28 protein-coding genes are annotated in these 24,873 nt (G+C 73.6%); 13 read left to right on the forward strand and 15 right to left on the reverse strand.

Annotation, left to right across the window (positions count from 1 at the left end; all coding sequences use genetic code 11):
- Positions 1-31: 31 nt before the first annotated feature.
- Genes DC008_RS03020 through crcB (DC008_RS03035) form a run of 4 tightly spaced genes read right to left on the reverse strand, consistent with a single transcriptional unit; the run spans position 32 to position 2,038 of the window.
- Positions 32-787, reverse strand: coding sequence for a FadR/GntR family transcriptional regulator (locus tag DC008_RS03020; protein WP_108705583.1), 756 nt, complete (start codon positions 785-787; stop codon positions 32-34).
- Between the two features lie 56 nt (positions 788-843).
- Positions 844-1,218: a fluoride efflux transporter CrcB gene (crcB, locus tag DC008_RS03025; RefSeq protein ID WP_108705584.1), complete on the reverse strand. Its 375-nt coding sequence runs from the start codon at positions 1,216-1,218 to the stop codon at positions 844-846.
- Positions 1,215-1,580 carry a DUF190 domain-containing protein gene (locus DC008_RS03030; protein ID WP_108705585.1) on the reverse strand — a complete coding sequence of 122 codons (366 nt, stop codon included), beginning with the start codon at positions 1,578-1,580 and terminating at the stop codon, positions 1,215-1,217. The genes crcB (DC008_RS03025) and DC008_RS03030 overlap by 4 nt, the downstream gene beginning before the upstream one ends.
- Positions 1,577-2,038: a fluoride efflux transporter CrcB gene (crcB, locus tag DC008_RS03035; RefSeq protein WP_108705586.1), complete on the reverse strand. Its 462-nt coding sequence runs from the start codon at positions 2,036-2,038 to the stop codon at positions 1,577-1,579. Before crcB (DC008_RS03035) ends, DC008_RS03030 begins: the two co-directional genes overlap by 4 nt.
- A 284-nt stretch (positions 2,039-2,322) precedes the next feature.
- Between crcB (DC008_RS03035) and DC008_RS03040 the strand changes: the two genes are divergently transcribed.
- A complete protein-coding gene (locus DC008_RS03040) occupies positions 2,323-2,775 on the forward strand; it encodes an SRPBCC family protein (RefSeq protein WP_108705587.1) in 453 nt (150 codons plus the stop codon).
- A gap of 9 nt (positions 2,776-2,784) precedes the next feature.
- Here the strand turns inward: DC008_RS03040 and DC008_RS03045 are convergent, their stop codons facing one another.
- On the reverse strand, positions 2,785-3,072 hold the full coding sequence (locus DC008_RS03045; RefSeq protein ID WP_108705588.1) for a helix-turn-helix domain-containing protein: 288 nt from the start codon (positions 3,070-3,072) through the stop codon (positions 2,785-2,787).
- 257 nt (positions 3,073-3,329) lie between these two features.
- Here DC008_RS03045 and DC008_RS03050 point away from each other — a divergent pair, with 257 nt between their 5' ends.
- On the forward strand, positions 3,330-3,719 hold the full coding sequence (locus DC008_RS03050) for a MarR family winged helix-turn-helix transcriptional regulator (protein ID WP_108705589.1): 390 nt from the start codon (positions 3,330-3,332) through the stop codon (positions 3,717-3,719).
- A 36-nt stretch (positions 3,720-3,755) separates the two neighbouring features.
- Here DC008_RS03050 and DC008_RS03055 read toward each other — a convergent pair whose 3' ends face one another.
- Positions 3,756-4,157: an SseB family protein gene (locus tag DC008_RS03055; RefSeq protein WP_055619644.1), complete on the reverse strand. Its 402-nt coding sequence runs from the start codon at positions 4,155-4,157 to the stop codon at positions 3,756-3,758.
- Positions 4,158-4,367: 210 nt separating this feature from the next.
- On the opposite strand from DC008_RS03055, the gene DC008_RS03060 reads away from it, so the two are divergent.
- Positions 4,368-5,693 carry a phosphoribosyltransferase family protein gene (locus DC008_RS03060; RefSeq protein WP_108705590.1) on the forward strand — a complete coding sequence of 442 codons (1,326 nt, stop codon included), beginning with the start codon at positions 4,368-4,370 and terminating at the stop codon, positions 5,691-5,693.
- A gap of 116 nt (positions 5,694-5,809) precedes the next feature.
- Positions 5,810-6,691: a peptidoglycan-binding domain-containing protein gene (locus DC008_RS03065; RefSeq protein ID WP_108710542.1), complete on the forward strand. Its 882-nt coding sequence runs from the start codon at positions 5,810-5,812 to the stop codon at positions 6,689-6,691.
- Positions 6,692-6,695: 4 nt separating this feature from the next.
- Here the strand turns inward: DC008_RS03065 and DC008_RS03070 are convergent, their stop codons facing one another.
- A complete protein-coding gene (locus tag DC008_RS03070) occupies positions 6,696-8,585 on the reverse strand; it encodes a collagenase (RefSeq protein WP_108705591.1) in 1,890 nt (629 codons plus the stop codon).
- A gap of 150 nt (positions 8,586-8,735) precedes the next feature.
- Positions 8,736-9,695 carry a LysR family transcriptional regulator gene (locus DC008_RS03075; RefSeq protein WP_108705592.1) on the reverse strand — a complete coding sequence of 320 codons (960 nt, stop codon included), beginning with the start codon at positions 9,693-9,695 and terminating at the stop codon, positions 8,736-8,738.
- A 159-nt stretch (positions 9,696-9,854) separates the two neighbouring features.
- Here DC008_RS03075 and DC008_RS03080 point away from each other — a divergent pair, with 159 nt between their 5' ends.
- Positions 9,855-11,300, forward strand: coding sequence for a glyceraldehyde-3-phosphate dehydrogenase (locus DC008_RS03080; protein ID WP_108705593.1), 1,446 nt, complete (start codon positions 9,855-9,857; stop codon positions 11,298-11,300).
- A gap of 37 nt (positions 11,301-11,337) precedes the next feature.
- On the opposite strand, the gene DC008_RS03085 is transcribed toward DC008_RS03080, so the two are convergent.
- A complete protein-coding gene (locus tag DC008_RS03085) occupies positions 11,338-12,132 on the reverse strand; it encodes an aminoglycoside adenylyltransferase domain-containing protein (protein WP_108705594.1) in 795 nt (264 codons plus the stop codon).
- Between the two features lie 315 nt (positions 12,133-12,447).
- On the opposite strand from DC008_RS03085, the gene DC008_RS03090 reads away from it, so the two are divergent.
- The 8 genes from DC008_RS03090 to hypE all read left to right on the forward strand — a co-directional run bounded on the left by DC008_RS03090 (position 12,448) and on the right by hypE (position 21,015).
- A complete protein-coding gene (locus DC008_RS03090) occupies positions 12,448-12,960 on the forward strand; it encodes a hypothetical protein (RefSeq protein WP_235071705.1) in 513 nt (170 codons plus the stop codon).
- 151 nt (positions 12,961-13,111) lie between these two features.
- Positions 13,112-14,794, forward strand: a complete 1,683-nt coding sequence (locus DC008_RS03095) for a hydrogenase maturation protein (RefSeq protein WP_108705596.1) — start codon at positions 13,112-13,114, stop codon at positions 14,792-14,794.
- A complete protein-coding gene (locus DC008_RS03100; RefSeq protein WP_108705597.1) occupies positions 14,791-15,378 on the forward strand; it encodes a hydrogenase maturation protease in 588 nt (195 codons plus the stop codon). The genes DC008_RS03095 and DC008_RS03100 overlap by 4 nt, the downstream gene beginning before the upstream one ends.
- Before the next feature lie 49 nt (positions 15,379-15,427).
- Positions 15,428-16,156, forward strand: coding sequence for a hydrogenase nickel incorporation protein HypB (gene hypB / locus DC008_RS03105; RefSeq protein ID WP_108705598.1), 729 nt, complete (start codon positions 15,428-15,430; stop codon positions 16,154-16,156).
- Positions 16,153-18,489, forward strand: coding sequence for a carbamoyltransferase HypF (hypF, locus tag DC008_RS03110; RefSeq protein ID WP_108705599.1), 2,337 nt, complete (start codon positions 16,153-16,155; stop codon positions 18,487-18,489). Before hypB ends, hypF begins: the two co-directional genes overlap by 4 nt.
- A 3-nt stretch (positions 18,490-18,492) precedes the next feature.
- Complete coding sequence (locus tag DC008_RS03115; protein ID WP_108705600.1) at positions 18,493-18,813, forward strand: HypC/HybG/HupF family hydrogenase formation chaperone; 321 nt, start codon at positions 18,493-18,495, stop codon at positions 18,811-18,813.
- Positions 18,810-19,952 carry a hydrogenase formation protein HypD gene (hypD, locus tag DC008_RS03120; protein WP_108705601.1) on the forward strand — a complete coding sequence of 381 codons (1,143 nt, stop codon included), beginning with the start codon at positions 18,810-18,812 and terminating at the stop codon, positions 19,950-19,952. The genes DC008_RS03115 and hypD overlap by 4 nt, the downstream gene beginning before the upstream one ends.
- Positions 19,945-21,015, forward strand: coding sequence for a hydrogenase expression/formation protein HypE (gene hypE / locus DC008_RS03125; protein ID WP_108705602.1), 1,071 nt, complete (start codon positions 19,945-19,947; stop codon positions 21,013-21,015). Before hypD ends, hypE begins: the two co-directional genes overlap by 8 nt.
- Before the next feature lie 56 nt (positions 21,016-21,071).
- Here the strand turns inward: hypE and hypA are convergent, their stop codons facing one another.
- The 6 genes from hypA to DC008_RS03150 are packed head-to-tail and all read right to left on the reverse strand — an operon-like array spanning position 21,072 to position 24,815.
- Positions 21,072-21,422 (reverse strand): hydrogenase maturation nickel metallochaperone HypA, encoded by a 351-nt coding sequence (hypA, locus tag DC008_RS03130; protein ID WP_055619630.1) that lies wholly within the window; start codon positions 21,420-21,422, stop codon positions 21,072-21,074.
- Between the two features lie 7 nt (positions 21,423-21,429).
- Positions 21,430-21,579, reverse strand: coding sequence for a hypothetical protein (locus DC008_RS35360; RefSeq protein WP_164492255.1), 150 nt, complete (start codon positions 21,577-21,579; stop codon positions 21,430-21,432).
- Positions 21,580-21,626: 47 nt separating this feature from the next.
- Positions 21,627-21,833 carry a hypothetical protein gene (locus DC008_RS03135; RefSeq protein ID WP_108705603.1) on the reverse strand — a complete coding sequence of 69 codons (207 nt, stop codon included), beginning with the start codon at positions 21,831-21,833 and terminating at the stop codon, positions 21,627-21,629.
- A gap of 36 nt (positions 21,834-21,869) precedes the next feature.
- Positions 21,870-22,466 carry a DUF5947 family protein gene (locus DC008_RS03140; protein ID WP_108705604.1) on the reverse strand — a complete coding sequence of 199 codons (597 nt, stop codon included), beginning with the start codon at positions 22,464-22,466 and terminating at the stop codon, positions 21,870-21,872.
- A complete protein-coding gene (locus DC008_RS03145) occupies positions 22,463-23,029 on the reverse strand; it encodes a NifU family protein (protein WP_108705605.1) in 567 nt (188 codons plus the stop codon). Before DC008_RS03145 ends, DC008_RS03140 begins: the two co-directional genes overlap by 4 nt.
- The gene (locus tag DC008_RS03150) at positions 23,022-24,815 is read right to left on the reverse strand and encodes a nickel-dependent hydrogenase large subunit (RefSeq protein WP_108705606.1); all 1,794 of its coding nucleotides are present in this window, start codon (positions 24,813-24,815) and stop codon (positions 23,022-23,024) included. The genes DC008_RS03145 and DC008_RS03150 overlap by 8 nt, the downstream gene beginning before the upstream one ends.
- Positions 24,816-24,873: the final 58 nt, after the last annotated feature.

The raw sequence follows: 24,873 nt of genomic DNA on the forward strand, positions 1-24,873 counted from the left end.
GTCGGTGCGGGGTGGCCGGCCGGCGCGGGGGTCACGCGCGGGGCCTGGGGTGCGGGGTGCGGTGCCCGGCGGCCGGGGTGGGGCCGTCCTGGCGTCCGCGGCGCACGATGTCGGTGAGGGTGGTCCCGACACGGTCGAGGTGGTGGGTCATGGCGGCGGTGGCGTCGCCCTCGCTGCCGTCGGTCAGGGCGCGCAGGATCGCGCGGTGTTCGCGGTCGGACTGCTCGCGGCGGCCGCCCAGCTCGTTGAGGAAGGCGGACTGGCGGGCCAGCGCGTCGCGGATCTCCTCGATGACCCGGCGGAACACCGGGTTCTGCGCGGCCTCGGCGACGCCCAGGTGGAAGAGGGTGTCCATCGCGACCCACGCGGTGGTGTCCGTCTCGCGCTCCATGCGGTCCAGCAGATGGGCGAGATGGTCGAGGTTCTCGGGGGTGCGGCGGCGGGCCGCGTACCCGGCGACCGGGATCTCGACGTGCCGGCGCACCTCCATGAGGTCGCGGGCGGTGTAGTCGCCGAAGGTCGGGTCCTCGACGCTGCGGGCGACGACGAAGGTGCCCTTGCCGGTCTTGGAGACGGTCAGCCCCATGGTCTGCAGCGCCCGCAGGGCCTCCCGCAGCACGGGCCGGCTGATCTCCAGGGTGCGGCACAGCTCTGCCTCGGACGGCAGCTTGTCGCCCACGGCGTAGTCGCCGCGCTCGATGGCGTCGCGCAGGTGCGCGAGCACCGCCTCCATGGCGCTGACGCGGCGCGGCGGCTGTCCGGCTGTCCGGCTGTCTGACAGGTTCACGGAATCGATGGTCCGTTCGGGTGACCGTTCCTGTCAAGCGGCGGCCCGACGAGCCTTCACGACCACACCGCCTCGGCGATCGTCACGCCCAGGAAGACGGCACCAAGTCCCACGAGCACGCTCCCCACCACGTTGGCGACGGCGTACCGGCCCGCCCCGGTCTCCGTGAGCCGCAGGGTCTCGTACGAGAAGGTCGAGTAAGTGGTGAGCGCGCCGCACAGGCCGGTGCCGATGAGCAGCCGGACGTGGGAGTCCGCTGCGCCCGCGGCGACGGCCCCGGTGAGCAGGCCGAGGACGAGGCAGCCGGCGATGTTGACGGTGAAGGTGCCCCACGGGAACACCGAGGCGTGGCGGGCCTGCACCGCGCGGTCGGTGAGATAGCGCAGGGGCGCCCCGACGGCGGCGCCCGCGATCACCAGGAACCAGTTCACGCCGGCGCCTCCCCGGGTCCGTGCCCAGCGCGGTCGCCGTACCGGACGACCTCGCACGCGTCGAGGGTGACCAGCCCCTCCGTGACGAGTTCGTCGAGTTGCGGCAGGAAGCCCCGGACGCGTTCCTCGGTGTCGACGATCACGACGGCCACCGGCATGCACTCGCTGAGCGACAGCAGCCGTGAGGTGTGGACCAGCGAGGAGGCGCCGAAGCCCTCGATGCCCCGGAAGACGCTGGCGCCGGCGAGACCGGCCCGGTGGGCCCGGTGCACGATCTCCGAGTACAGCGGGCGGTGGTGCCAGGTGTCGTGCTCGCCGACGAGCACGGTCAGGCGCAGGGCGCGGCCGGTCGTACCGTTCATGACGGCCTCCTCCTCAGGGCGCGGCGGGTGACCGCCGACGCGAGCCATACGGCGGTGAGCGCCGCGGCCAGGGTGGCGGCGAGATAGGCCAGCGCGGTGCGCGGGTGACCGTCGTCCACCAGGGTGCGGATGTCGACGGCGTAGGTGGAGAACGTGGTGAAGCCGCCGAGCACGCCCGTGCCGAAGAAGGGGCGGACCAGGCGGTGGGCGGCCCATCGCTCGGCGAGGAGCACCATGAACGCGCCGATCACGGCGCAGCCGACGACGTTGACCCAGAAGGTCGCCCAGGGGAACGCGCCGGGCGTGGCCGGCCAGCGCAGGGAGGCCGCGTAGCGGGCGGCGGCGCCGAGGGCCCCGCCGAGCGTGACGACCGCGACGACCGGCACCTGGGCCCGCCAGGCCGGCGGCCGGGTGGTCCGCGCGGGGGCGGGCGCGCGGTCGGTTCCCTGGGTGGTCATGGGTGTGTCTCCTACTCGCCTGGGCCCGACAGCGGGCCGCGCGGTTGCAAGTAGGGACCGTTGGCGGCGCAGCTGCCGCGGTTCGGGTACGGCGGGCCCCACCGCCGCGCCGCGAGGTGCTCGCGGCCGGACACCAGGGTATCGACCCCCTGCCGCACACGCGCGGCCCGCCCCCGCCGCGCACGCCCGATCCGGCCCCGCTGCGGATGCCCGCCGAGTGGCCGCCGGTTACGGTCGGAGGGCCCGTCGAGCCGGTCCGCGCACGGGGAAGGAGAGTGGTCGGGATGGCCCGCAACCGCCGTCTGATCCTCAGTTCACCGTCCGAGGTCTGGAGCCTGCTCGCCGACGGCAGCCGCTACGGGGAGTGGGTCACCGGGACCCAGCGGGTGCTCACCGTGGATCCGCACTGGCCGGACGTGGGCGCCCGGCTGCGGGTGCGCGTCGGGGTCGGCCCCGTGACGCTGGACGACGACGTCGTGGTGCGGATCTGCGAGCCCGCGCGGCGGCTGGAACTGGAGGCGCGGGCCGAACCCTTCGGTGCGGCCCGGATCGCGATGCGGCTGATCCCCTGGGGCGAGCACACCCTCTTCGTCATCGACTGGCATCCGCTGCGGGGGCCCGGCACCCGGATGCACGGGCTGCCCGTGGACTACGTCGTGGCGATCCGCAACGGCATGATGCTGACGAAGCTGGCCCGGATCGCGGTGCGCGAGCACCACGAGCCCGCCCACACGTGAGGCGGCGGGCTACCAGCCCTTCTCGAACATGCGGGCCATCTCGGCGATGCGCACCTCGTCCCGCCGGTAGTAGGTGCGCCGCCCGACCCGCAGGGTGCGCAGCAGGCCGAGCCCGGTGAGGAGCCCCAGGTGGGTCTCGGCGACCGCGCGGGGCACCCCGAGCCGCGCGGCGACGGCGGCGGCGGTGACCCCGTCCTCGCCGGCGTCGGCGGCCCGCCGCGCGGGGAAGTGCGCGACCGGATCCCTGAGCCATTCCAGGATGGCGAGGCGCGTCTCGTTGACGGGAGTCCTCAGCATGGTCGTTCCCCTCCGTCCGGCCGCGGCGTGGCGCGTGCTTCCACTGTCCCGCAGGACCCACCCCCGTGTCCGGGACTCACGGGTCGTTGTCCGGTACCGAACGTCCTTGTACGGAACGGCAGTTCGTGTCCGCACCACAGCCGGGCCGGAGGCTGGAGGGGTTCGGCGGGCGCCCGGGGACGGGGCTGTTCCAGCGGCCCCGCACCGGCACTAGTTGCACGATCAACAAATGCCCGCATCGGTGCTACCGTGCGGGTATGGCAGCGAACACGGTCGAGGCGGGGCTCGAGGAACGGTGGCGGGACATCCTGTCCGTGCACGCCCGGACGATGTGCGAGATCGACCGCGTCCTGCATCCGCACGGGCTGGGCGCGAGTGACTTCGAGGTGCTCGACATCCTTGTCTCCTCGACCCCCGACGCGCAGGCGCCCTGCCGGGTCCAGAACCTCGTCGGCCGGGTCCATCTCAGCCAGAGCGCGCTGTCGCGGCTCATCGGGCGCCTGGAGAAGGACGGTCTCGTCGAGCGTTCCGTGTGTGCGGAGGACCGGCGCGGCGTGTACGTGACGCTGACCCCCAAGGGCCGTGCCCTGCACGCCGAGGTACTGCCGCTGCAGCGCGCCGCGCTGGCCCGGATGCTCGGCGCCTGACCCGGGGGCCGACGCCGGGCGTCCGGGCCGCCGCGCTCACGGACGCGCCAGCAGAGTGCGCACCCCTTCCGACGTGAGGGTCAGCGGGTGCTCGGACCCGGCGTCTATCGACAGGGCCAGCTCGTCCGAGGGCCACTGCGAGGCGAGCGCGCCCAGCGGCACCAGACGGTAGCGGGAGACGGTCGGCAGGAGCTCCGCCATCGCGGGCTCCGAGGTGAAGACGGGGACCACGGGCTCGGCGCCCGACCGTTCGATCACCGGGAGTGCCACGACGCCGGGGTCCGTGGCGTCGCCGTCGCCGGCGTCGTCGGGCACGGGCACGAGGACGTCGCTGCTCGCCAGCGTGTCCATCGCCGCCCGGTCCTCGGTGTTGTCGGCCAGCGCGTCCAGTGCTCGCCTGGCCGGTGTCGCGGAGTTGTCGTGCGCGGGTGTGTTCATGGCGAAATCCCCAGATAGCGGCGGTCGTACACCCCGCCGAGGGCATGGTTGGTCCTCGGCGCGGTCATGCCCGCCTACCCGATCCGGAGTGCGGCATTCCTACACGCGGGGTCCCGGGTGTGCGCACGGCGCTGAGGGCCGCGCCGAACGGTCGTAGCCTGAAGGCACGGGACGAAGCGGGTCCGGTCCTCGCGGGTGCGGGAGGCGGGTATGCGATACGACGACCGCCGGACTGCCGGGCGGCTCCTCGCCGGGGAGCTGGAGGAGCTGCGGGGCGGTGACGTGGTCGTCCTGGCCCTGCCGCGCGGCGGGGTGCCGGTGGCGGCCGAGGTCGCCCGGCACCTGGGCGCGCCCCTCGATGTGCTGGTGGTGCGCAAGCTGGGGGTGCCGGGTCAGCCGGAGTGGGCGTTCGGGGCGATCGGCGAGCACGGCGTGCGCGTCCTGAACCGGGACGTGATCGCCGCGGCCGGGGTCTCGTCCGCCGCGCTGGAGTCGGTCGAGGCGGCCGAGCGCGCCGAGCTGGAGCGGCGGGTGCGCGCCTACCGGCGACGGCGGGAGGCGGTGCCGGTGACCGGCCGTACGGCCGTGGTGGTGGACGACGGACTCGCCACCGGCGCGACCGCCGAGGCCGCCTGCCGGGTGGTACGGGGTCAGGGCGCGGCCCGGGTCGTCCTCGCGGTGCCGGTGGCGCCCGAGCACTCGGTGGCCCGGCTGCGGCAGGTGGCCGACGCCGTCGTGTGCCCGCGCACGCCCCGTGACTTCGGCGCGGTGGGCGCCTGGTACCGGGACTTCGACCAGGTCCCGGACGCGGAGGTGGTCTCCCTGCTGGCGCGGGCCACCGCCGCGGTCCCGCCGACCGGGAACACGGCGGCGCCGGTGGAGCGGGAGGTGCGGATCCCGGCCGCGGGGTCGCAGCTCGGCGCGTGGCTGGCGGTGCCGGACGGGGCGCCCGTGGCGGTGGCCTTCGCGCACGGCAGCGGCAGCAGCCGGCACAGTCCGCGCAACCGGTATGTGGCGGCCGCGCTGCAGCGCGCGGGCCTGGCGACGCTGCTGCTCGACCTGCTCACCGACGCCGAGGCGCACGACCGGCACAACGTGTTCGACATCCTGCTGCTGGCCCGGCGGCTGCACGCCGCGTCCGTGTGGCTGCGCACGCAGACCGGGCTGCCCGTCGCCTACTTCGGCGCCAGCACGGGGGCGGCGGCAGCGCTGGAGGCCGCCGCGCTGTCCGGCTCCGGCATCCGCTCGGTGGTCTCCCGAGGCGGCCGGCCCGACCTCGCGACACCCGCGGCCCTGACCCGGCTGCGCGCGCCGACGCTGCTCGTCGTCGGCAGCCGGGACACCCACGTCCTCAGTCTCAACCGGCTGGCGGCGGACCGGATGCACTGCGAGCACCGGATCGCCGTCGTTCCCGGCGCGACCCACCTGTTCGAGGAGCCCGGCGCCCTGCGCACGGTGGCGGAACTGGCCTGCGACTGGTTCACCGGCCATGTCGGACGGCCGGCCGCGGGGGCCTCGCCGAGCCGCTCGGCCTGAGAGGCGGCTGAATTCGGCCGCTCGGGGGCCGGGCCTCCGCCAACCTCCCGCACCGTGGAGATTGAGTGTTGAACTTATGTCTAGACTCTGGGTCCGGTATGGAGAAGGACCCCCACGTGAGCGAACCCGACCGCCTCGTCTGCCCTGCGTGCGGCGCCCCCAGGGCGTCCGACGGCACCCCCGCGTGCGACTGCGGCGACCGGGCCGCCGACGCCCGCAGCCAGGCCCGTACGGCGGAGGTCGCGGCCGCGGAGGACTTCGATCCGGTGCGGATCCGCCCGTTCGTGGGCCTGGACGAGACGGACGGCACCGGAGCGGAAGCGCCACCACCGGCCGACCGGACCGAGGAGACGACACCCCTCTCCCCCGCCACCGACGACGAGCCGCCCACTGCCGAGCCCGGGCCGAAGCGCCCCAGGCGCCGTCGCGCCCCGCTGATCGCCGGGGCCGGCGCCCTGCTGGCGGTGGCGGTGACGGGCGCCTCCTTCGGCGGCCTGTTCGGCTACGACAGCCCGGCCCGGGACGGCGCCGCCGACGACGGCCTGCGGGCCCCGCTGCCCGGCACCCCGGCCGAGACCGGCACCGGAGCAGGCACCACCCCCGGCCCGGTGTCCACGGCACCGTCGTCGCCGTCGGCCAACTCCCCCTCGGCGACCCGGTCGACCGGCGCATCCCCCACGGCGGCGCAGGCGTCCGGAACCGCGTCGGCGACACCGTCCGGTGCGGCCCCGACCAGTGGCCCGGAGCCCACGCCGACCGGACCGGCGGGCGAACCGCCGGTCCTCCGCCCGGGCGACGAGGGCCCCGAGGTAGTCGAACTACAGCTCCGGCTGCGCCGGACCGGCCTCTACGGCGGCGAGGCCGACGGTGTCTACGGCCGCTCCGTCGAGAACGCGGTCCGCGCCTACCAGCTGACCCGTGTCGTCCTCGACGACGAGTCCGGCGTCTACGGGCAGCCGACCCGCGCGGCCCTGGAGTCCGAGACTCCCGAACCCTGAGGCGTCAGGCTGCGCACGCGCCCGCCGCGCACTCCGTCAGCCAGGCGTCGAAGTCGGCGTCGTAACGGGTGCCGATCCCGGTGGCGTACACGGCGTGCCCGCCCGCGTAGTCACCCGCGCGGAACCGCTCCAGCATGCGGTGCACCTCGGCCGGGTGCCGTTCGAGCATGTAGCGGACCGCCAGATATCCCCAGGCGTAGGTGCGGGTGACGTCGCTGTTGGCGTACGTGTTCCCGAACAGCGTGCTCAGCCGGTAGGTGTGCCGGCCGGCCTCGGCGACCGCGTTCGTGTACGTGAGGCCCCGGTAGCCGTAGGAGACGTACTCGGCGAAGCCCTCGATCCACCAGACGTCCGGCACCGAGGTCTGCTGGGCGAAGTCGCCCTTCAGGTTGTCGCGGGCGTCCAGGTAGTGCGTGTACTCGTGGTTGAGGTTCCAGATGCGGGCGGCGTGCCCGGTGTCCTCGCTCTTGCGGTACATGACCGCGAAGGGCTCGTTCCCGGGGTCGTCGGGATCGCCGATGAGGGTCATGCCGCCGTTGTCGGTGCTGATGCCGAAGATCGCGCCGGCGTAGGTGCGGTAGTCCTCGCGCCCGGCGAAGACGTAGAGGTCGAGCGTGGACAGGTGCTGGCCCGGGATGGGGCCGGGGTCCCGGACGACGTCGTGGACGTAGGCGTCCTGGCCGAGCACGCTGGCGCACGCCGCGTCGAGGTCGGTCCGGCTCAGGGACTGGGCGCGGATCGTGCGGGTGGCGTCACAGCGGTGGGTGATCGGCAGGGCCGCGCGCAGCAGCCGGCCGCGCAGGTCGCAGATGCCGTAGTACGCGCAGTTGTCACCGTCGTAGGTGTCGGCCTGGGTGGCGACGCTCACCCAGAGCCCGGCGGTGGGGCCGGTGATCCGGGCGGTGTCCAGCAGGTGCCGTATCCGGGGCCGGACGGCGGTCCGCTGGCCGGGGTGCTCGACGTGCCGCGCCAGGTTCATCCCGGCGTTGGAGGTGAGGTAGCCGCGCTCGGTGCCCAGCAGGTCGAGATGGGCGAGGGCGAAGGTGTGCAGGGTGTACACGACGGACCGGTCGGCGGTGACCGCCCGGACGTAGTCGGGGTTCCAGTGGCCGCGCCAGAGCGGGGTGTGCACGGCGTTGACGGCGGCGAGCATGCTGGGGATGCCGTCGTAGGAGTGGTCGTAGTCGTCCAGGACGCGCTGGTAGACGTCGAGGTAGCGGGCCTGCCGGTCGGCGCTGTCGGTGAGGATGACGACCTCGCTCAGCACGTCGCCGTTGGCCGCCGTGACATCGCGGGACCGCGGGCGTGCGAAGAAGGTGTCCAGGCCGCGGGTGGTGGCCCGGGTGAGGGCGGTGCCGTAGGGGCCGGTGGCGTCGGGGTGGTTGAACTGCACGTAGTAGCCGGCCCGCAGGAAGAGGACGAGCTGGCTGATGCGGGCGCTGTTGTCGCCGCGGTACGTCCGCGCTACGCGCGTGAACGCGTCGGCGACCGTGACCATCTGGGACTCCCGGAAGACGGCGCGGGCGTCCGTGGCGCCGACCGCGAAGAGGCTGTTCACGCAGTCCGTGGTGGAGGCCTCGACGAAGGCGACGAGCGCCGCCCCGGTACGGCTGCCGAAGTCGGCGGGGGTGCAGGCGGCGGACGCGGCGGCCTTGCGGGCGGGGAGGTGGGCCGGGGTGAGGGGCGGCACCTGGGCCGGGCTGACCGGCCGTTCCCGGACGGCGGGACCGGAGGAGGTGCCGGTGGGGGGCGGGGCCGGTGTACTCGCGGGCGCGACGACAGGAGTGGGGTCGGGCCGCGCGGCCAGGGCGGGGACCGTCATCGTCGTGGTGAGGGCGACACCGGCGGCCAGTGCGGACGCCAGGCGTCCGGGCAGCACGAAGCGGTAGCGCATCGGGGATCCTCCAGGGACGGATGCGCCTCGGGGTGGGGTGCTGAGGCGTGAGAGGACTGTCTCAACGCGGGTGCGGCCCAACAACGCCGTACGGCATAGCAGTTGGCGCCGGGCGGCCATAACGTCCCGGCGGTCCTGGGCCCGTCGCGGTTACGCCCCCGGCACTCCCCAGGTGCGGGCGGCCCAGGCCCTCAAGTGCGGTGACTGGGCGACGAGTTGGCGGTGCGCCTCGGCGGCGGACCGGAACAGCGCGTCGGCCAGCTCCTCGGTGACGGCCGCGCGCCGCCAGGCCAGGACGTACCGGCACCACAGCGGCGTCCCCTGCAGCGGCTTCACGACCACCTGTGGGAGGGGCCGCATCGTCGGCTGCACGACCGCCACGCCCAGCCCGTCGGCGATCATGCCCTGCAGCTGCCGGTGGTCGCCGAGGAACTCGTGCGCGACGGCCGGCGTGAACCCGGCGGCCGTACAGGCCGCGTGGAACACCTCCGGCCAGCCCGCCCCGTCGTCCGGCGTCAGGAACCACTCCTCGCCCGCCAGGTCGGCGAGGGCGACCTGGGAGCGCTGGGCGAGCGGATGCCGGGCCGGCAGGGCCACGAAGGTGGGCTCGGTGACGATCCCGCGATGGGCGACCTCGTCGGAGTGCCGCAGCTCACGCCCCGGGTAGTCGGCGGCGAGGGCGGCGTCCACCGCGCCCTCCTCCAGCAGCTCGACGATCCGCGAGGACGCGTAGACGCTGTTCACCGCGAGGGAGACGTCGGGCATCCGGGCGCGCAGCCCGGACACCATGCCCGCCAGCATCGGCGAGTTGGTCGCGGCGACCTTCAGTGTGCGCCGGGCCCCCGCGCCACCGCCGGCGGGCCGCCGGCCGATCGCGTCCGCGCGGGCCAGCACGTCCCGGGCCGAGGCGACGACCTCGAAGCCGTACGGGGTCAGCTGCACCCCGGCCGGGCCGCGCTCGAAGACGGGCTCGCCGAAGTACCGCTCGATCCGGCGGAGCTGGGTGCTGACGGCGGGCTGGGAGTAGCCCAGCTCCGCCGCCGCCCGGCCGACGCTCCCCGCGTCCGCGATGGCGCACAGCACCCGCAGATGCCGCAGCTCCAGCTCCACCCGTCCCACCCTCCTCGTCGGGCCGCCGCTCCGCCGCACTCCGGCGAAACAGGGCGATAGGGGACCATCTCATCATGTGCGGCCCCCCCCTTCGAACACCCGTCGAACCCTGCGGTTAGCATATGAGCGCCACCTAGCTCGAAAGATAGGCCCGCGCCCGTGACTGTCAACGACGACTCGTTCACCCACTGGAAGAACCGCGAGGAGATCGCGGAATCGATGATCCCGATCATCGGGAAGCTGCACCGGGAGAGGGACGTCACCGTCCTCGTCCACAGCCGCTCCTTGGTGAACAAGTCGGTGGTCAGCATCCTCAAGACGCACCGCTTCGCCCGGCAGATCGCGGGCGAGGAGCTCTCGGTCACCGAGACGCTCCCCTTCCTCAAGGCGCTCGCCGCTCTCGACCTCGGTCCGTCGCAGATCGACCTCGGCATGCTGGCGGCCACCTACAAGGCGGACGACCGCGGTCTGTCGGTGGAGGCGTTCACCGCCGAGGCCGTCGCGGGTGCCACCGGCGCCAACAAGATCGAGCGGGGCGAGGGACGCGACGTCGTCCTGTACGGCTTCGGCCGCATCGGCCGGCTCGTGGCCCGGCTGCTCATCGAGAAGTCCGGGTCGGGCAACGGTCTGCGGCTGCGCGCCATCGTCGTGCGTGGCGGCGGCGAGCAGGACATCGTCAAGCGGGCCTCGCTGCTGCGCCGCGACTCGATCCACGGGCAGTTCCAGGGCACGATCACCGTGGACGAGGCGAGCAGCACGATCTTCGCCAACGGCAACGCGATCAAGGTGATCTACGCCAACGACCCCTCCGAGGTCGACTACACGGCGTACGGCATCAAGAACGCCATCCTGATCGACAACACCGGCAAGTGGCGCGACCGGGAGGGCCTGTCGAAGCACCTGCGCCCCGGTGTCGACAAGGTCGTGCTGACCGCGCCCGGCAAGGGTGACGTCCCGAACATCGTGCACGGCGTCAACCACGACACGATCAAGCCGGACGAGCAGATCCTGTCCTGCGCGTCCTGCACCACCAACGCCATCGTGCCGCCGCTGAAGGCGATGGACGACGAGTACGGCGTGCAGCGCGGGCACGTGGAGACGGTCCACTCGTTCACCAACGACCAGAACCTGCTGGACAACTACCACAAGTCCGAGCGCCGGGGCCGCTCCGCGCCGCTCAACATGGTCATCACCGAGACCGGCGCCGCCTCGGCCGTCGCCAAGGCGCTGCCCGACCTCAAGGCCCGGATCACCGGCAGCTCGATCCGGGTGCCGGTGCCGGACGTCTCGATCGCGATCCTCAACCTGCAGCTGAAGCGGGAGGCGACCCGCGAGGAGGTGCACGACTACCTCCGCGAGGTGTCGCTGACCTCGCCGCTGCGCCGCCAGATCGACTTCATCACGGCGCCCGACGCGGTCTCCAGCGACTTCATCGGCTCCCGGCACGCGTCGATCGTGGACGCGGGCGCGCTGAAGGTGGAGGGCGACAACGCCATCCTCTACCTCTGGTACGACAACGAGTTCGGCTACTCCTGCCAGGTCATCCGGGTCGTCCAGCACGTCTCCGGCGTCGAGTACCCGACCTACCCGGCACCGGCCGTCTGATCCGGTCCCCGTGCCGCGCGGCCGGGACGGGCCTCCGCTACGGAGTGTCCGTCCCGGCCACCTCCTCGGCCACCCAGGCCAGGAACTCCCGCACCCGCTCGGCGGGCAGCGGCGCGGCGGCCGTACGGGACGGCTGCTCGTAGCTGTGCAGGGCGGCCTCGACGAGCGGGCGGAAGCGTTCCTCGGCGGCCGCGACCGCACGGGCGGCTTCCCGTTTGGGCTCCCAACTGCCGGTCCGGCGGTAGCGCACGGCCCGGCAGCCGTTGAGGACCCGGTTGTCCGCGAGGTGCCCGTCGCCGGCGCCGTGCTCCCGGACGGAGGCGCGGATCGCGGCGAGCAGATCGGCGCGGGCGGGTTCGGCGATGACCCCGCGTGCGGGCGCCCCGTACAGCGTCCGTCCGGCCTGGTGGGCGACCGAGCGGTCGATGACGTACCAGAACGCCGGGGACTCCGCCGGGTCGAGGCTGACGCGTGAGGGCAGCAGCGGTCCGGTGTTGAGGTCCAGCAGATATCCGGCGTCTCCGGACGGCCGCGCCGCGAACCCGGCGTCGTACACCACGAGTTCGAGCCCGGCCGCCGGGCAGGGCAGCGCGGGGTGCGCGAGCGCGGCGGCGAGGTCCACCGACAGGGAGGTGGGCGTTGTCCCGTCCAGTACGACGGTGACGTCGATGTCGCTGCGGCCGTGCCGGTAGTCGCCGAGCGCGACCGAACCGACGGCCACGACGCTCACCAGGCGCGCGCCGCACAGGCGGTGCGTGCGGCGGACCAGTTCGGTGAAGTAGGGCCGCAGCACGGCGGGGACGGCGTGCGGGTCCACGAGGGTCGGGGTCATGGGCCCAGTGTTCCCTGCGGCCGGAAACCGCCGCATGCCCGATAGACATCGGTCCGGTCCGTTCGTTCCGGTGGCGCCGGTGTCCCGGTTCCGGCCAATATCGGCGTACGGCACGACAGACGGCGCGCGGGAACCCGCGGCCGGGTCTCCGCCCGGCGCCCTCGGTCTGCCCTGCGCGGATGCCACCCCGCCCACCCCTTCACATCACCGTCACACCTCCTCCACGTGTCGGACACATCCAGCCGGGGTGCCCGGCGTGGGGCAGACGGTGCGCGTGACGCCTGCCTAGCCTCCCGGGCCATGCGATCACCACGTATGAGACGCCTGGGTCTCACCACCGTCCTCGCCCTCCTGCTGGCCGTGTTCGGGCTCGCCCCGAGCGCGAGCGCGGCGGACCCCGCACCGGCGGCCCTGACCTTCGCCACCGACGCCGCGACGACCACGCCCGGCGGCACGGTGCAGCTCTCGATGACGCTCACCAACAACAAGACGTACGACGTCCTGTTCGTCCACCAGACGATCGAGCCGACCTGGCTCACCACCCAGCGCCCCGACCTGAAGTACAGCTTCACCGGCTGCACCCTCGCCACGGCCGCGGGCAGCACGCCGTGCGCCGGCACCGGGCCCGCCAACCTGGGCACGAACTACGGGGCGACCGTCCCGCCAGGCCAGAGCCGCACCGTCACGCTGACGCTCCAGATCGCCGCCGACTCCGGCTGCAACGGCAACATCGGCTTCTACTCGTACTTCTACGCCGAGTTCAGCGACGCGACCAGCACCAGCGGAGGCCCGGTCTTCACACCGGAGACCCGGGTGCTCTGCGCCTGACCGCGTGACCGCCGGCCCCGCGCGGGACCCCTCTCCCGGGCGGGGCACGGTGACGAAAGCGAGCCGTATGGAGCAAGAGACCGGCCAGGGGGCGGCGAAACGCCGCCGTGGTCCTTCTCGCCCCTGGACAAAGGGACGAACATGCCCGGTCATGGAGATCTTGCTCGTCGCCAGCGCGTTCAACAGCCTGTCCCAGCGCGTGTACGCGGAACTGTCCGACCAAGGGCACCGGGTGGACGTCGTCCTCGCCTCGCGGGGCGACGAGGCGGTCCGGACCGCGGTCCGCGCGACCCGCCCGGAACTGATCATCGCCCCCATGCTGAAGACGGCCCTGCCGGAGGACGTGTGGCGGGAGCACACCTGTCTCGTCGTACACCCCGGCCCGCCGGGGGACCGCGGCCCGTCCGCCCTGGACTGGGCCATCGCCGACGGGGCCACCCACTGGGGCGTGACCGTCCTGCAGGCCGAGGCGGCCATGGACGCGGGCGCCGTATGGGCCGCCGAGACGTTCCCCGTGCCCGAGGTCGGCAAGAGCGACCTGTACCGGGGCGAGATGTCCGACGCCGCCTCCGCCGCCGTCCTGCAGGCCGTGCGCCGCTACGCCGAAGGATCGTTCAAGCCGAAGCCCCAGACCGACCCCTCGATCCGGGTGCTGTGGCGCGACGCCTTCCGTCAGGAGCAGCGCCGGATCGACTGGGACCGGGACGACACCCGGACCGTGGTGCGCAAGCTGCGCGGCGCCGACTCCCAGCCCGGAGTCCTCGACGAACTCCTCGGCCGCGAGCTGTTCCTGCACGGCGGGCACCCCGAGGACCGGCTGCGCGGACGCCCCGGCGAGCTGCTGGCGACCCGCGCCGGGGCGATCTGCCGGGCCACCGTGGACGGCGCGGTCTGGATCCCCGAACTGCGCCCCCGCAAGGCGTCCGGCGACCCGGCGCCGTTCCGCCGCCCCGCCGCCTCGGTGCTGGACTCCTTCCAGCGGCCCGCCGAGCCGCGGCTCCCGGAGATGGCCGCGCCCCTCGAACTGCCCGCCGACCGCACCACCTTCACCGACATCCGCTACCGGCAGCGCGGCGATGTCGGCTTCCTGCGCTTCTCGTTCCCGGGCGGCGCGATGAGCACCGAGCACTGCCGCCGGCTGCACGCCGCCTACCGGTACGCCCTCACCCGGCCGACCCGGCTGCTGGTGCTCGGCGGCGCCCGTGACTTCTTCTCCAACGGCATCCATCTGAACGTCATCGAGGCGGCACCGGACAGCGCGGGCGAGTCCTGGTCGAACCTCAACGCCATGGACGACCTGGTCGAGGCGGTGCTGCGCACCACCGACCGGCTGGTGGTGGCGGCCCTGGGCGGCAACGCGGCGGCCGGCGGGGTCATGCTCGCCCTCGCCGCCGACGAGGTGTGGTGCCGCTCCGGCGCCGTCCTCAACCCGCACTACCGGCGGATGGGCCTGTACGGCTCGGAGTTCTGGACGTACTCGCTGCCGCGCCGGGTCGGCGTCGAGACGGCGCACCGGCTGACCACCGAGGCCTTCCCGGTGAGCGCCGCGACCGCCGCGCGGATCGGCCTGGTGGACCGTCTGGTGGCGGCGCCCCCGCAGGAGTTCGGCGCCGAGGTGGACCGGCTGGCCGCAGCGCTCGCCGGTGACCGCGACCTGGAGCGGCGGATCGAGGCCAAGGCGGCGGCCCGGCAGGCGGACGAGAAGCGGCAGCCGCTCGCCGAGTACCGCCGGGACGAAATGGCCCGGATGCGGGCGATCTTCTTCGACCCGCGCGCCCCGTACCACGCCCTGCGGTCGGCGTTCGTGCGCAAGCAGCCGGCGGGCGCCCGATGAGCGCACGGGTGCTGGTGGCGGGGGTCGGCAACATCTTCCTCGCGGACGACGCCTTCGGCCCGGAGGTGATCCGCGCCCTGGACGAGAGGCCCCTGCCGTCCGGGGCGACGGTCCGGGACTTCGGCATCCGCGGGCTCGACCTCGCCTACACCCTGCTGGACGGCTACGACACCGCCGTCCTGGTCGACGCGGCGGTCCGGGGCCACACCCCGGGCACCCTGTCGCTCATCGAGCCGGACCTCTCCGACGGCACGCACGGCGGGCCGCCGCCCGAGGCGCACGGCATGGACCCGGCGAAGGTCCTGGCGCTCGCCGCCCACCTGGGCGAGGAACCGCTCCCCCGGGTCCTCGTCCTCGCCTGCGAGCCCGAACGGGTCCCGCGCGGCGACGAGGACATCACGCCCGGCATGAGCGCGACGGTCCGGGCGGCGGTACGGCACGCGGTGGAGGCCCTGCATCACCTGGTCCCGGCACTGCTCGCCGACCCCGGGGCGACGCCCGCGTTGCGCCGCCCGGACGAATCCCCCGCCCTGTCCCCGGCCGGGGTCCGGCCGACGGCGGCCGGGGACGCGGAGGATCGGTAGCGGACCGGCACCCCGGTCCCTCTCCCACCGACCGCGAGGAGCAGCGCCGATGTGTGAGTCCGTGGACGAGGTCGGCCGGGCCGTCCTGGCGAGGAACGACGGTCTGGCCGCGCACCTGCGCGAGGAGCTGGCCGGGCGCGGGGTGAGCGTGGTCAACCTGCTGTCCAGTCCGGGCAGCGGCAAGACCGAGCTGCTGGGCCGCGTCCTCGCCCGGGCGGTGGAGCGGGGCCTCCCGGTGGCCGCGCTCACCGCCGACCTGGCCACCGAGAACGACGCCCGGCGCCTCGCCCGCTCCGGCGCCCCCGTGAAGCAGCTCCTCACCGACGGGCTGTGCCATCTGGAGGCCCGCCAGTTGCGCGGGCACGTCGAGTCCTGGCTGCCCGAGGGCACCTCGCTGCTGTTCGTGGAGAACGTCGGCAACCTGGTCTGCCCGGCTTCCTACGACCTCGGGGAGAGCCTGCGGATCGTGCTGATGGCGGTGACCGAGGGCGAGGACAAGCCGCTGAAGTACCCCACCGCGTTCGGTTCGGCGCATCTGGTGGTGCTGACGAAGTCCGACCTGGCGGAGCCGGCCGGCTTCGACGCGGTCGCCTTCGAGGAGCATGTGCGCCGGGTCAACCCCGGGGTCGAGGTGCTGCGGTCCTGCGCCCGCACCGGGGACGGCGTCGACGCCCTGCTGGAGCGGGTGCTCGCCGTACGGGACGGCGCCCCGGTGCACTCTCCTCCCCTCGCGCCACGGCCGCACAGCCACGCCCACGCGGCGGGCCCGGTCGCGTGACGGCGCCCGTCGGCAACGGGTCGGTGCGGCGCCGTGTCGTCGTGCGCGGCACCGTGCAGGGGGTGGGGTTCCGGCCGTTCGTGCACCGTCTGGCCACCGATCTCGCGCTGGCCGGCTTCGTCAGCAACACGGCGAACGGCGTGCTCATCGAGGTGGAGGGCCTGCCGGACGGTGTCGAGCGGTTGTGCGACCGGCTGGCGGCCGAGCCGCCCCCGCTGGCGGCGGTCACCGGCGTCGAGGTCGAGGACCTGCCGGTCACCGGCGCCGACGACACCTTCACCATCCGCTCGACGGACCGCTCCCCCGGCCGCACGCTCCTCCCACCCGACACGGCGACCTGCGACGCCTGTCTGCGTGAGCTGGCCGATCCGGAGGACCGCCGTCACCGGCACCCCTTCATCACCTGCACCCACTGCGGCCCCCGCTTCACCATCGCCACGGGCCTGCCCTACGACCGGGCCGTCACCACCATGGACGGCTTCCCCATGTGCTCGGCGTGCGCCCGGGAGTACGGCGATCCCGGCGACCGCCGCTTCCACGCCCAGCCGGTGGCCTGCCCGGACTGCGGACCCCTGCTGCGTCTGGAACCGGCCCCCGGCAGCGGGGTGCGGGCCGCCCGCGACGGGGACGCGCTGACGCTGGCCCGGGCGCTGCTGGCGGGCGGGCGGATCGTCGCCGTGAAGGGCCTCGGCGGCTACCACCTGGCGTGCGACGCGACCGACGCCCGGGCCGTGGACACGCTGCGGGCCCGCAAGGAGCGCGGCGGCAAACCGTTCGCCGTGATGTGCGCCGACACCGACGCCGTACGCCGGGTGGCGCTGCCCTCGGCGGCCGAGCTGGCCGCCGTGACCGGCCCGCGCCGGCCGATCGTGCTGATGCGCCGGCGCGGGGCGGACGAACCGCTCGCGCCCGGCGTCTGCCCCGGCAGCCCGCACCTCGGGGTGATGCTGCCGTACACCCCGCTGCACACCCTGCTGTTCGGTCTGCCCGGCGACCCGCCGGGGCCCCGGGTTCTGGTGATGACCAGCGGCAACCGGTCCGGGGAGCCGATCGTCACGGACGACGAGGAGGCCCTGACCCGGCTGGCGGGCCTCGCGGACGCCTGGCTCGCGCACGACCGCCCCATCGCCTCGCCGTGCGACGACTCGCTGCTGCGGGTGCGCAGCGACGGCACCGAGCAGGTGCTGCGCCGCTCCCGCGGATACGTCCCGCGCCCGCTGCGGCTGCCCGTGCCGGTGCGGCCCTCCCTCGCGGTGGGCGGTGACCTGAAGAACGCGCTGTGCGTCGGCGAGGGCGATCTGGCGTGGTTCGGGCCGCACATCGGCGACATGGGCGAGCTCGCCACCCTGGAGGCGGCCGGCCGGGCCGACGCGCACATGCGGCATCTGACCGGCGTGGCCCCCGAGGTGGTCGCAGCGGACCGGCATCCCGGGTATCACTCGGCGCGGTGGGCCCGGCTGCAGGCCGCCCACATGGGGCTACGGTCCCCGGTGTTCGTGCAGCACCACCACGCCCACATCGCCTCCGCCATGGCCGAGCACGGGCTGGACGGCACCGAGCCGGTGATCGGGGTCGCGTTCGACGGCACGGGGTACGGCGACGACGGCACCGTGTGGGGCGGCGAGTTCCTGCTCGCCGGGTACGGCGGCTACCGGCGTCTCGCCCATCTCACCCCGGCGCCGCTGCCCGGCGGGGACGCCGGGGTGGCCAACCCCTGCCGGCTGGCGCTGGCGCGGCTGTGGGCGGCGGGCGTGCGCTGGGAGCCGGACCTGCCGTGTGTCGCCGCCTGCGAAGCCGACGAACTCGCGCTGCTGGAGCGTCAGTTGACGCGGGACGTGGCGTGTGCGGCGACCTCCAGCATGGGCCGGCTGTTCGACGCGGTGTCGTCCCTGGTGGGGATCTGCCATCGCGCCGAGTACGAGGCGCAGGCGGCACTGGAACTGGAGGCGTCGGCGACCACGGCCTGGGACGCCGACGACGAGGCGTACGCCTTCGGGGTGGCCGGCGGCCTGTGCGACCCCGCGCCCGTGCTGCGCGCGCTCGTCGCCGGTCTGCGGGCGGGCACGCCCGTCCCCGTGCTCGCCGCCCGCTTCCACCGCGGTGTCGCGCGGGCCGTGGCCGAGCAGTGCCGGCACGTCCGCGAGGACGCCGGCCCGCGCACGGTCGCCCTGAGCGGCGGGGTGTTCGCCAACGCGCTGCTGGAGGAGGAGTGTGCGCGGCTGCTTGCCGCGGACGGCTTCACGGTGCTGCGGCACGGCGAGGTCCCGCCGAACGACGGCGGGTTGGCCCTCGGCCAGCTGATGGTCGCGGCGCACCGACGAACGAAGGAGTGACGCATGTGTCTGGCAGTGCCCGGCAAGGTGGTGGCCGTCGAGGACGGCTCCGACCCGCTCACCGGCCTCATCGACTTCGGCGGGGTGCGCAAACAGGCGTGCCTGGAGTACGTGCCCGACGTGCGGGTGGGTGAGTACGTGATCGTGCACGTCGGTTTCGCGCTGCAGCGCCTCGACGAGGAGTCCGCCCTGGCCTCGCTGCAGCTGTTCGAGGAACTGGGGCTGCTGGAGGAGGAGTTCGGGGACGCCTGGCAGCAGGCGGCCCGGGAGGCGGGCGAACCCGCGCCCGCAGGGGCACCGGAGAGCGGGAGTGAGGCACGGTGAAGTACATCGACGAGTTCAACGACCCGGAGCTGGCCCGCCGGCTGCTGGACGAGATCCGCACGACCGCCACCCGCCCCTGGGCGCTGATGGAGGTGTGCGGCGGGCAGACCCACTCGATCATCCGGCACGGCATCGACCAACTGCTGCCCGAGCAGGTGGAGTTGATTCACGGGCCCGGCTGTCCGGTGTGCGTCACCCCGCTGGACGTCATCGACAAGGCGCTGGAGATCGCCGCCCGCCCCGAGGTGATCTTCTGCTCGTTCGGGGACATGCTGCGGGTGCCCGGCACCGACCGCGACCTCTTCCGGGTGAAGGGCGAGGGCGGCGATGTACGGGTGGTGTACTCGCCGCTCGACGCGCTGGAGCTGGCTCGCCGCAACCCGGACCGGCAGGTGGTGTTCTTCGCCATCGGATTCGAGACCACGGCCCCCGCGAACGCCATGGCCGTGCATCGGGCCCGCCGCGAGGGGCTGGGCAACTTCAGCCTGCTCGTCTCGCACGTCCGGGTGCCCCCGGCGATCGAGGCCATCATGACCGCGCCGGCCTGCCGGGTGCAGGGCTTCCTCGCCGCCGGGCACGTGTGCAGCGTGATGGGGACCGCCGAGTACCCGGGACTGGCCGACCGGTTCGGGGTGCCGATCGTGGTCACCGGGTTCGAGCCGCTCGACATCCTTGAGGGCATCCGGCGCACGGTGCGGCAGTTGGAGCTGGGCGAGCACCGGGTGGAGAACGCCTACCCGCGCGCGGTCCGTGACGACGGCAACCCGGCGGCCGTACGGATGATCGAGGAGGTCTTCGAGGTCACCGACCGCAACTGGCGGGGCATCGGGCCCATTCCGGCCAGCGGCTGGCGGCTGAGCGAGGCCTTCCGGGCGTACGACGCCGAGCACCGCTTCGACGTGGCCGGCATCCGCACCGAGGAGCCGGCGGAGTGCCGCAGCGGCGAGGTGCTGCAGGGCCTGATCAAGCCGACCGAGTGCGCCGCGTTCGGCACGACGTGCACCCCGCGCACACCGCTGGGCGCCACGATGGTCTCCAGCGAGGGAGCCTGTGCCGCCTACTACCTGTACCGCCGGATGAACGCGCCCGCGACGCAGGGCGCCCGGCCCGCGGCCGAGGAGATGAACCCCGTTGCCTGAGCCTCTGACGGATGTGGTCGATCCGGCCGCCTGGACCTGTCCCGCTCCCCTGCGCGACCAGCCCGTCGTCGTGATGGGGCACGGGGGCGGCGGCGCGCTGTCGGCGGAGCTGATGGAGCACGTCTTCACCCCCGCGTACGGCAACAGCACGCTGGCCGCGCTCACCGACTCCGCCGTCCTCGAACTCGGGGGCGCCCGGCTCGCGTTCTCCACCGACTCGTACGTGGTCAGGCCGCTGTTCTTCCCCGGTGGCTGCCTCGGTGACCTCGCGGTCAACGGGACCGTCAACGACCTGGCGATGAGCGGGGCCCGCCCGGCCTTCCTGTCCGCCGCGTTCGTCCTGGAGGAGGGCGTGGAGCTGGCGGTCGTGGAACGGATCGCGCGGGCCATGGGCGCCGCGTCGGAGGCGGCCGGGGTCACCATCGCCACCGGGGACACCAAGGTGGTGGAGTCGGGCCACGGCGACGGGGTGTACGTCACCACCGCCGGCGTGGGTCTGGTGCCCGCCGGGGTGGACATCCGGCCGCAGCGGGCGCGGCCCGGTGACGTCGTCATCGTCAGCGGGCCGATCGGGCTGCACGGCGTGGCGATCATGAGTGTCCGGGAGGGCCTCGAGTTCGGTGTCGAGGTCACCAGCGACAGCGCGCCGCTCGCGGACCTGGTCGCGGCCATGCTGGCCGTCGCGCCGGACGTCCATGTGCTGCGCGATCCCACCCGGGGCGGGCTGGCCGCGTCCCTCAACGAGATCGCCCGCGCCTCCGGAACGGGGGTCCGGCTCAGCGAACGGGCCGTTCCGGTGCCGGACGCGGTGGCCAACGCCTGCGGGTTCCTGGGGCTCGACCCGCTGTACGTGGCCAACGAGGGGCGGCTGGTCGCCTTCGTGCCCCCGTCGGCGGCGGAGGAGGTCCTCGCGGCGATGCGGGCCCATCCGCACGGGGCGGAGGCCGTGGTGATCGGCGAGTGTGTCGCCGAGCATCCCGGGATGGTCGTCGTCGCGACCGGGCTGGGCGGCACCCGGGTGGTGGATCTGCCGCTGGGCGAGCAGCTGCCGCGGATCTGCTGAGCGGCGTGCGAGGGGCCCCGGTGGTGCGTTCCCGCACCACCGGGGCCCCTCGTAGGTCAGGTGACGGCCGGTTCGATCCCGGTGATCTCCAGTTCCCGGCCGCTGCGCAGGTCCGAGGAGGGCCGGTCGCAGCGCGGGCACCAGAAGAACGGCGGCATGCCGACCGCGAACTCCTCGGCGCACTCCCCGCACCAGGCCTGCGCGGGGACCTGCTCGACGACCAGCCGCGCCGAGGCGAGGGCGGTGCCGTCGCGGGCCACCTCGAAGGCGAAGTCCAGGGCGTCGGGGACGACTCCGGCCAGTTCGCCGACGCGGACGGTCACCGCCGACACGGTGTCCGTCCCGTCGGCCCGGGCCAGTTCGCCGGCCCGCTCGATGATCGCGGTCGCGATCGACAGTTCGTGCACGGCCGGCTCACGGGTAGCGGCGGCCCGCGCGCAGGCCGCCCGCCATCCGCCAGATCCGTGCCTCGCGCCGCAGGCTGGGCAGCTCCCACACCAGCAGGGCCAGTACGAGGGCGCCCAGCAGGACGGCCTCGGCCTTCAGTACGCGCTCTCCGCTCATCCCGGCTCCTTTGCTCCCGGCGCCGCATCTGCGCGCCCGTCGGTCGTTCATCCCGGTGAGATGTTCGGCATGGCGTCCACCAGGGCGTCGTGCCGCTTCCAGTGGATCCCGGTGGAGCGGCGCGCGTCGGAGGTGCCGTCCCGGTGATGACCCGTCTGGTCCTGGTACCGGCCCACGTTGCCCTGGTGCATACCGGACACATGGCGGGGTGTGTCGGGCTTGGCCTGGGGCCTGCCGACTCGGATGCTGCCCATGGTGTTCTCCTTCCTCGTCCGCGCGCCGGGGCGCGCTCACGACCTCTCGGTGAGGCCGGCGAAGAACTGTTCGACGGCCGGCCAGACCGCGCCGCCGCCGGACAGACCGCGCCAGTGCCGGCGGACGACGGCGACCATGCGGTAGCAGTCGTCGACCGGCACGATCCAGTGGTGGTCGGCGCCGTGCACGGTGTTCACCAGCAGGGCCTCCACCTCGGGTTCCACGCCGGCGAGCGGCGGACACGTCTCGGTCAGGCGCCGCCAGGCCGCCGCGTCCACCTCCCAGCGCATCGCCCCGGCCGGGCTCGGTCCCTCGGCGGTGACCGTTCCGTCGGCGCGGGGCACGAAGAAGACGAGCCCGACGGGCACGCCGAGGACGTCCGTGCCGACCGCGGGCAGCCTCACCCTGCGGCGGGGCACCAGCCGGTACCGGCCCTCGCCCGCACCGCCCCGGTCGAACAGCACCGAGCAGGGGCCGCAGACGCAGCGCACCCGCTCCTCCTCGGCGTCGTGCAGATGGGGGTGCTCCTCGGCGACCGGCGCCGCGCACAGCTCGCACACCTCCGCGTCCGCTGTCGCCGCCCGGGCGGCCGTGGAGCGGATGAGCCGGGCCAGGGCGCCGCCGGTGGTCACGGCGCGCCCCGGTGGGTCAGGGTGGCCAGCGGTACGAACGCGGGGGCGGGCCTCCGATCCTCGGGGTCCGGCACCGGTTCCACGCCCGTCAGCTCCGGCGCGGCGGCGAGCACGGCGGCCCGTACGGCGTCGGTGACGTCGACCCCGCCGCCGCTGCCGCAGCCGGAGCCGCAGCCGCCGCCCGTGGTCAGGCGCACCCGGGCGACGCCGTCCTCCACGCCGGCCCACTCGACGTCGCCGCCGCGTTCGCGGACGGCGGGGCGCAGCCGTTCGACGGCGCGGGCGGCCCGGCGTTCGGCGGGTTCGGGGTGGATGTCGTGCAGCACCAGCAGATGCCCGAGGAGTTCGTCGTCGGCGAGTCGTACGGCGAGGGTGCCGTCGGCGAGGTCCAGGACGCGGGCCAGCGCCTCTCCGTAGACCTCGGTGAGCAGCCCGACGGCCTCGGTGGCGGGGCGGGTGACCGGGCCGGGCGTGGACTCCAGGCCCTCCAGGAGCTCGTCGAGCCGGGCGAGCCGGGCCTCGACGTCCGGGTCGGCCAGCCGGGCCGGGCCCGCCTCAGCCATGGTTGGCCCCATAGGTCGGTGAGTGCATCGTGGTGAGGGTCTTTCCCTTGCCGACGTACATGTGGACGCCGCACGGCAGACAGGGGTCGAAGCTGCGGACGGTGCGCATGATGTCGACGCCCTTGAAGTCGTCGGGGCCGTTCTCCTCGAAGATCGGCTGTCCCTGCACGGCGTCCTCGTACGGGCCGGGGGTGCCGAACTTGTCGCGGGGGCTGGCGTTCCAGGGGGTGGGCGGGTACGGGTGGTAGTTGGCGATCTTCTTGTCCTTGATCACCAGGTGGTGGGAGAGGACGCCGCGGACCGCCTCGTGGAAGCCGCAGCCGATCGCCTCGTCGGGCACCTCGTAGTTCTCGAACACCTTGGTGTCGCCGGAGCGGACGAGGCCCATGGCCTCCTCCAGGAACTGCAGCGACATGGCGGCCGCGTAGGCGACGAAGTAGGGGCGGGCGCGGTCCCGTTCGATGGTGTTGCTCCACTTGGGGATGCGCCACTCCAGGGTGGTCTCCGGCAGGCTCTCGCCCTTGGGCAGGGAGATCCGGACGCTGTCGCCGGTGGCCTTGACGTAGGGGGTGTCGACGATGCCGCTGAGCGCGGTGGACCACAGCCGCGCCAGCGGGCCGCCGCCGGTGTCGAGGGCCAGGTGGTCGCCGGTGCGGGGGTCGAGCCAGCGGGGGCTCATCACCCAGCTGTAGTTGCCGTCGAAGTCGCGTTTCTGCGGGACCGGGACGGTCGTCTGGTTCCAGGGGTGGCGCATGTCGACGGGGTTGCCGAGCGGGTCGCGGGTGACGAAGGGGTCCTCGTTGACCCAGTCCTCGTAGAAGGAGCTGCCGAGCATGATGCGCAGGCCGAGGTTGATGTCGACGAGGTTGTTGGTGACCAGTTCACCGTCCACGATGACACCGGGGGTGACGTACATGGCCTTGCCCCAGGTGTTCATCGTCTCGTAGCGGTAGTCGACGACCTTGGGGTCCTGGAAGGCTCCCCAGCAGCCGAGCAGCACCCGGCGGCGGCCGACCTCCTCGTAGCCGGGCAGCGCCTCGTAGAAGAAGTCGAAGACGTCGTCGTTGAGGGCGACGGCCTTCTTGATGAAGTCGATGATCCGCATGAGCCGGCTGAGGTAGTCGGTGAACGCGGTGGGCTGGGGCATCGTGCCGACGCCGCCCGGATACAGCGTGGAGGGGTGGACGTGCCGGCCCTCCATCAGGCAGAACATCTCGCGGGTGACCCGGCTGACCTTCAGGGCCTCTTTGTAGATCTCCCCCTCGAAGGGGTTGAAGGCCCGCATGATGTCGGCGATGGTCTTGTAGCCGTGGATGTCGCCGCGGGGCGCCGCGGTGCGTTCTGCGCGGGCGAGGACCCCAGGGTTGGTGGCCTTGACCATGGCCTCGCAGAAGTCCACGAAGACCAGGTTGTCCTGGAAGATCGTGTGGTCGAACATGTACTCGGCGGCCTCGCCGAGGTTGACGATGTGCTCGGCGAGCATGGGCGGCTTGACGCCGTAGGCCATCTGCTGGGCGTAGTCGGAGCAGGTGGTGTGGTTGTCGCCGCAGATGCCGCAGATGCGGGAGGTGATGAAGCCGGCGTCCCGGGGGTCCTTGCCCTTCATGAACACCGAGTAGCCGCGAAACAGCGACGAGGTGCTGTGGCATTCGACGACTTCCCGGTTGGCGAAGTCGATCTTCGTGTAGATGCCCAGGTTCCCGATGATGCGGGTGATCGGGTCCCAGGACATGTCCACGATCTGTGGCGGCTTGCGCTCCGCCGCGCGGGCCTCGGTGGTCGTCATCTGCGGTGCTGCCCCTCGCTGTCGGTGTGGTGGTGAGTGACTGGGTGGGTGGGGGTGA

The organism is Streptomyces nigra, assembly GCF_003074055.1.
In the GTDB taxonomy this organism is placed as follows: Bacteria; Actinomycetota; Actinomycetes; order Streptomycetales; family Streptomycetaceae; genus Streptomyces; species Streptomyces nigra.

Bases quoted from the DNA above. Each gene is read 5' to 3' on its own strand.
- DC008_RS03030 (WP_108705585.1), bottom strand. From the start codon at position 1,580: ATGAACGGTACGACCGGCCGCGCCCTGCGCCTGACCGTGCTCGTCGGC.
- crcB (WP_108705586.1), bottom strand. From the start codon at position 2,038: ATGACCACCCAGGGAACCGACCGCGCGCCCGCCCCCGCGCGGACCACC.
- DC008_RS03040 (WP_108705587.1), top strand. From the start codon at position 2,323: ATGGCCCGCAACCGCCGTCTGATCCTCAGTTCACCGTCCGAGGTCTGG.
- DC008_RS03045 (WP_108705588.1), bottom strand. From the start codon at position 3,072: ATGCTGAGGACTCCCGTCAACGAGACGCGCCTCGCCATCCTGGAATGG.
- DC008_RS03050 (WP_108705589.1), top strand. From the start codon at position 3,330: ATGGCAGCGAACACGGTCGAGGCGGGGCTCGAGGAACGGTGGCGGGAC.
- DC008_RS03055 (WP_055619644.1), bottom strand. From the start codon at position 4,157: ATGAACACACCCGCGCACGACAACTCCGCGACACCGGCCAGGCGAGCA.
- DC008_RS03060 (WP_108705590.1), top strand. From the start codon at position 4,368: ATGCGATACGACGACCGCCGGACTGCCGGGCGGCTCCTCGCCGGGGAG.
- DC008_RS03070 (WP_108705591.1), bottom strand. From the start codon at position 8,585: ATGCGCTACCGCTTCGTGCTGCCCGGACGCCTGGCGTCCGCACTGGCC.
- DC008_RS03085 (WP_108705594.1), bottom strand. From the start codon at position 12,132: ATGACCCCGACCCTCGTGGACCCGCACGCCGTCCCCGCCGTGCTGCGG.
- DC008_RS03090 (WP_235071705.1), top strand. From the start codon at position 12,448: ATGAGACGCCTGGGTCTCACCACCGTCCTCGCCCTCCTGCTGGCCGTG.
- DC008_RS03095 (WP_108705596.1), top strand. From the start codon at position 13,112: ATGGAGATCTTGCTCGTCGCCAGCGCGTTCAACAGCCTGTCCCAGCGC.
- DC008_RS03100 (WP_108705597.1), top strand. From the start codon at position 14,791: ATGAGCGCACGGGTGCTGGTGGCGGGGGTCGGCAACATCTTCCTCGCG.
- hypB (WP_108705598.1), top strand. From the start codon at position 15,428: ATGTGTGAGTCCGTGGACGAGGTCGGCCGGGCCGTCCTGGCGAGGAAC.
- DC008_RS03115 (WP_108705600.1), top strand. From the start codon at position 18,493: ATGTGTCTGGCAGTGCCCGGCAAGGTGGTGGCCGTCGAGGACGGCTCC.
- DC008_RS35360 (WP_164492255.1), bottom strand. From the start codon at position 21,579: ATGAGCGGAGAGCGCGTACTGAAGGCCGAGGCCGTCCTGCTGGGCGCC.
- DC008_RS03135 (WP_108705603.1), bottom strand. From the start codon at position 21,833: ATGGGCAGCATCCGAGTCGGCAGGCCCCAGGCCAAGCCCGACACACCC.
- DC008_RS03145 (WP_108705605.1), bottom strand. From the start codon at position 23,029: ATGGCTGAGGCGGGCCCGGCCCGGCTGGCCGACCCGGACGTCGAGGCC.
- DC008_RS03150 (WP_108705606.1), bottom strand. From the start codon at position 24,815: ATGACGACCACCGAGGCCCGCGCGGCGGAGCGCAAGCCGCCACAGATC.